We start from the raw sequence: 5,254 nt of genomic DNA, 5'->3' as shown, positions 1-5,254 counted from the left end.
GGCAACAAGGAACGCCTGGTGCGATTCCAGCCGGAAGGGGTCGAGGCAATGCGGAACTGGCTGCAGATCCGTCATCGTTCCCATCCGGAAACTGATGCACTGTTCGTGACCGACCAGGGCAAGGCCATCCCTGCCAAGGCCTTGCATACGATGGTGTCCCGGTTGCTCATCAGGTCAGGAATCGAAAAGCCCCAATGCGGCCCGCATTTACTCCGGCATACGGCAGCAAGCGCATGGCTGGCCAAGGGCATGGATCTGCGCCAGGTGCAGGAAAACATGGGACACGCCAACATTGCCACCAGTAGCCGGTATCTGCATTTGCTGGAGTGATCTATATGAAACTGAAAATCGGAGCCTGGTACATGCTGGCCAACACCGTGTTTCCAGAAGATCGGAGCATGGACCGCAAGGTGCTGATTACCGGGCTTGACCGGAAATCGGTTTACTTCGATCAGAAAGCCGTGGCAGGGATGCTGGCAACCGGCTCATTTATGATGTCGCGGGCGGATTTCCGCAAGTATGCACGGGTAGTTGTGGTGTGACATGGAAATAACAGAAAACTTCGGTATCACGCGGGCGAAACACAAAAGCGGTAATGGCTGGCTAGTGCGATTGTATTTGCCCGGAGAAAATAAGCAGCCTGTCGCGCAGCATTATTTTGCCGATAAGAAACATGGGGAAACCGATAAGGCATTGGAATTAGCGAAAGTTTGGCGCGATGAAAAGACACTGGAACATGGTGTTGCGCCGAGAAAAAGGGATGGTAACGGATACTTCCTGAAATATAATCGTGGGAACGAAGTGTCTGGGATAATTGGCGTCAATCTGATTTTTTCAAAAAATGAACAGGGTGGCTTTCGCAATCTCGCGTGGCAAGCGCGTTTCATGGTGAACGGCAAGCAGAAAAATAAAAGCTATTCCATCTTCAAGTACGGATACGAAACAGCGTGGAGACTGGCCGCAATGGAGCGCAGCAGGCATGACGGTCAGCCTATTCCAGAGAAAGCGCCAGACAAGCCTGATTGGATACCCAAATAGCTTGTGTGCATTTGCGGTATCCGGAGAGATTTTTAGGGTTAATGATTATCGTAGTTGTGGTTGTAGTCGTGGATGTTGAGATCATACTTCTGGGCGTTGTTGCGGTGCAGGTACTCATTGGATGCTTGGCGTTCGCAGCGGGCAACTAGATTGCTTTTGCAGTTGGCGAATGCTTGAAATGGGTCAGGTTTGCCAATAATGGCCATATCACATTGGCTTTGTATGCTTTGGTTATTCGCACAATCATTATTTGCATGATTGTACTGCTCTTTCCGCATCTGAGACTTCATGCAACGATAGAACAACCGGGTGCCTGGCTTTGCACCATATTCGAGACATGTTTGGTGAGCTTGTTGGGCCATGTATTCAGAATCAGCATGGGAAACCGCTGGAATCAGAAGGCTCATGACGGAAAAGACGGCGAAAAGCGGCTTTGTGAAACTACATAGGTTGTTCATTGCTGATCTCCATTTTGTTGTTCTGTAGTATCTTCTATGTCGAAATAGCCTTCAACCATCAACTCTGCGAAAGAAATAGATGCTGCTAAGATACATTTTGCTTCTAATTTTTTGAAATTGTGTTTTGGATTGCCCTCTCCTTTGTGGTGAGCTAGTTGCGTAAGATTCTTAATTAGATCAAGCGCTTTCTTAAATCTCGTTACTTGATCGTCATCTTGGTCCTTTTTTGTATCCTTATTCCCAAGACGTTTAGTTTCAAGAATATTCCTACATTCAGCAACGCAGCCATCATAATCACCCTCATGATACATCTTTTTTGCTTTTTTTACATAATCTATAATGCTTTTGTTCAACTCATTCATGCAAAAAATACTTTCTACGCCTGGAACATAACACACATCGGCCTTTTCCAATGAATCCGCCCAGTCGCTTTTTGGAATCCTGAATGGGATATGGTCAGATGACACGATGCGTTCACCACTAATGCTGGCATTGTCTTTTAGTGATGCTGTGATCTTGCCACAAACCACAACCGAGATAACAAGATCGCTCCCATTTCTCTTCTCCTCAATTTGGTTAAGAGTTTCATGACTTATTGAAATATTGAAACATATCGGATTTCCACTGGCGAGCTTTATTCCGTTGCCTGCGTCTTGATATTCATACCGACACAAGAACGGAACTGTACAAATATAGTTTTTATTCCCATTACCACAGCCTAATGACAATGGATTTAACCTGTTATCTCCAAAATAAATCTCTGCAACTGATGTTTCAAGTATGATTTTATCTGTATCTCTGTTTTTGCAGCTATTTGCAACAAACGTAGTCCATTCGCCTTCAAAAGAAAGAGCGATGATGTATCCATCAAAAGATTTTTGAAGCATTGATGTGGATTTGTCAGATTTTGGCCTAAAGGATATTAGCGGTTGACTTGAAACAGATATGTTAGATGTCATCTTTGATCTCTCCTAAAGTTTCCACAATCCCCTGCGTCTCAACACTCACCCGCACAACCCGCCCAATCAACTCCACGATGTACCGGTCATTACCAATCTCTTCCAACATCCGGTTAGGATCATTTTCGATGCCACTGGCCTTATCTACCCGCACGGAATAGCGTTCCATCACCCATTCCACCGGAGATTTGCCATTGACGACATAGGCATAGGCTTCCTCTGGAATGCCTTTCAGCGTCAGGGAATTGTTATAGACGATACTCCCACGTTCCCCTTTCTTCGGAAAACGGATCTTCTGCACCGTGTAATCCCATTTGTCCCCGGACCAGACTTCTTCCAGCGGCCATGGCTCGATCTCCTCATAGCCCAGGTGCAGGTCCATCAGCTTCTTTCCGGCTTCGGCAAAGGCCCGGAAGTCCGGCGCATAAGGGATTCTTGGAAGCATCTTGCTCAGGTCTGCGGCATAAGTTTCCCGATACTCTGGTGAGTGCAGCAGGCCATAGACGTAGTGGAACAGGTCCACCTTCTCGATGCCATCATCCCGATAGTGCTTTCTAAACCCGGCTAAGGCCCAGTCCGTAATCGCATCCCGACGAATGTACCCGTCTGCATCCGGGGTTCCTTCCAGGTCATCCGATTCATCAAAAAGATTGCCCTGCGATGAATCCGCTTTGCTCAGGCGTTTACGGGCTTCCTCGACGGTTTCGTACCAGTAGAGGGGGAAACATTGGGCACCTGCCTCCTGTAAGTTCAAATCAGGAATCATTTTAGACGCCAAGCAGGAAAACCCTTTTCTTGAACCAAGGCTGGAAATAGTAATCACCACATTCTCCTGCCGTTCGGTCGGGAACAATCGCGGGATTTGATAAACCATTTCGTTAAATTGACGGTTAAAATACAGCCATTGTTTGCAGAATGGTCGATACATGGCCATTCGAAGGGACCCCAGCACAAAATCATGTTGTTTGCCGCGCGATACATCCTGCTTCAAAGCGCGTGACCAACTGATTTGCTCAGGATCGTTGCAGATAATATCCTCGATCTTTGGCCATGCGGACTTTGGCAAGCCGTAACAGGCTGTTGCATTCTTTGTAGAATCCCCGTTGAAAACGTCGATCATATCCTGCATGTTAGCAGACAGGTCTTGACGGCTTTGATTGTAAGCCCAAGCATCACGACAGGTCGCAATTCCTCTTGAATAAATACTAAAAATCGCTTCTGCGTCGTCTTCTTTGTCGCCCAACTGCATGAATTTTTCAAAACCTACGCTACGCTGACTAATCCAGTCTCCAGCCTCATTGGGATGAATGCGATTCCATGCCAACCCTTTTATCCCAGAAGCCTTGCGAACTATATTCAGCTTCTCCTCACGACTGAGGTAATCTCCAATGTCGTTATAATATAATTCCGTAGGTACATCATGTTCTGGGTCTTTGATGAGGATGGTGACAGCTACCCCCGTCATGATATTAAAAACATTCCCTCCTTCTTTTTTTGCGGAATCACCCGATCTTCCTCGAACAAATCCACGGAGGTTAAAAACATAAATATGACTGAAATCATCCACCAAGCCTTTCCGCAGACCATCCATTGCGCCTTTCTCAATGAATGATCCGTTCGTGACAAAACCCAAAACGCCCTTGTTTCCAATCCTGTCAGATGCCCAACGGATTGCCCGAATATAGGAATCGTAAAGACTGTTTTTATTAGTTGCCGACGAAGATGCAGCGTAGGTGTTACTAATCCTCGCATCCAGTCGTGGATAACCTATATTCTGATTATTGTCATTCTCACTTTTCTGACCCGCAGAATACGGCGGGTTCCCCACAATCACCCGAATATCCAGTTTCTTTTGAAGCTCGGCGCGTTCTGAATTGCCTTCCAGGTAGTTTTCATCGGTGACACCGAGAGAGTCTTTGGATTCCTTCTCGCTGCGCTCATTCATTTGGAAAGTATCGGTCAGCACAATGCCGTTGAATGGCTTATATTGCAGGGTCTTGGCATGGTAGGCCGACTCAATGTTGATGGCGGCAATGTAATAGGCCAGCAGGACCAGCTCATTCGCGTGAATTTCTTTTTCGTACTTGCGCGGCAACGCATGGGGCTTGATGAGGTCTGACTGGATCAGGCGTGTAATAAACGTCCCCGTTCCGGTAAAGGGATCGAGGATCTGCACCCCCTCGCTGTTCAAGTCCCCGCCAAAATGTTCTTTCAGCACTTCATTGACGCTGTTCAGGATGAAATCCACGATCTCGACCGGGGTGTAAACGATACCCAGACGGGCCACCAGTTCCGGGAAGGCCGCCTGGAAGAAGGTGTCGTAGAGATTGCGAATCAAATCCTGTTTGGATGCGTCACTCTGGGCCAGAGAAACCCGCTTGGCCACGTCCTTGTAGAAGCGTTCCAGCTTCTCGGTTTCCGCATCGACATCATGCTTGTCGATGACAGCCAGAATCCGCTGCATGGATTGCGATACCGGGTTTTCATCGGAAAAGGATCGGTCCCCGAACAAGGCCTCAAAAATGGGCTTGGTCAATACATGCTGGGCCAGCATTTCAACCGCTTCCTGTTCGGAGATCCCGCTGTTCAGGTTTTTACGAATCCCCTTGAGAAACGCTTTGAAAGCAGCGCCACCCTCTCTTTTCTCGATCAGGTTTTCAATCCGCTGAATCACGGTGCGGGAAATCTTCGCTACATCTTTTGCCCAGCTTGCCCAGTATTCGCCATCGCCCAGATGCTTGGGTGTTACCGCATACAGGGCTTTCTGAATGTTCTCGATGGGCAGCAAGGGCAGTTCAA

The 5,254-nt window shown here is 47.6% G+C and carries 6 protein-coding genes; 3 read left to right on the top strand and 3 right to left on the bottom strand.

Annotated elements, in window-relative coordinates; genetic code table 11:
- From AC2VLY_RS17005 to AC2VLY_RS16995, 3 genes are all read left to right on the top strand, one after another.
- Positions 1-330 (top strand): tyrosine-type recombinase/integrase (locus AC2VLY_RS17005; RefSeq protein ID WP_486922698.1); only part of this gene is annotated, 330 nt, incomplete at its 5' end.
- A gap of 5 nt (positions 331-335) precedes the next feature.
- Positions 336-542, top strand: a complete 207-nt coding sequence (locus tag AC2VLY_RS17000; protein ID WP_486892942.1) for a hypothetical protein — start codon at positions 336-338, stop codon at positions 540-542.
- Between the two features lies 1 nt (position 543).
- A complete protein-coding gene (locus AC2VLY_RS16995) occupies positions 544-1,038 on the top strand; it encodes a hypothetical protein (RefSeq protein WP_486892941.1) in 495 nt (164 codons plus the stop codon).
- Between the two features lie 38 nt (positions 1,039-1,076).
- Here AC2VLY_RS16995 and AC2VLY_RS16990 read toward each other — a convergent pair whose 3' ends face one another.
- The 3 genes from AC2VLY_RS16990 to AC2VLY_RS16980 are packed head-to-tail and all read right to left on the bottom strand — an operon-like array spanning position 1,077 to position 5,129.
- Entirely contained in the window at positions 1,077-1,496 is a 420-nt protein-coding gene (locus AC2VLY_RS16990; RefSeq protein WP_486892940.1) for a hypothetical protein, read from the bottom strand.
- Positions 1,493-2,455, bottom strand: a complete 963-nt coding sequence (locus AC2VLY_RS16985; RefSeq protein ID WP_486892939.1) for a hypothetical protein — start codon at positions 2,453-2,455, stop codon at positions 1,493-1,495. The genes AC2VLY_RS16990 and AC2VLY_RS16985 overlap by 4 nt, the downstream gene beginning before the upstream one ends.
- Positions 2,445-5,129 (bottom strand): type ISP restriction/modification enzyme, encoded by a 2,685-nt coding sequence (locus AC2VLY_RS16980; protein ID WP_486922699.1) that lies wholly within the window; start codon positions 5,127-5,129, stop codon positions 2,445-2,447. Before AC2VLY_RS16980 ends, AC2VLY_RS16985 begins: the two co-directional genes overlap by 11 nt.
- Positions 5,130-5,254 lie beyond the last annotated feature (125 nt).

It is taken from the genome of Acidithiobacillus sp. TH-A36, assembly GCF_057473445.1.
The sequence above is the reverse complement of the archived record's forward strand: the minus strand, read 5'-3'. Positions and strand labels throughout refer to the sequence as shown.

Coding starts and splice junctions, on each gene's coding strand:
- AC2VLY_RS16990 (WP_486892940.1), bottom strand. CDS start 1,496: ATGAACAACCTATGTAGTTTCACAAAGCCGCTTTTCGCCGTCTTTTCC.
- AC2VLY_RS16995 (WP_486892941.1), top strand. CDS start 544: ATGGAAATAACAGAAAACTTCGGTATCACGCGGGCGAAACACAAAAGC.
- AC2VLY_RS17000 (WP_486892942.1), top strand. CDS start 336: ATGAAACTGAAAATCGGAGCCTGGTACATGCTGGCCAACACCGTGTTT.
- AC2VLY_RS16985 (WP_486892939.1), bottom strand. CDS start 2,455: ATGACATCTAACATATCTGTTTCAAGTCAACCGCTAATATCCTTTAGG.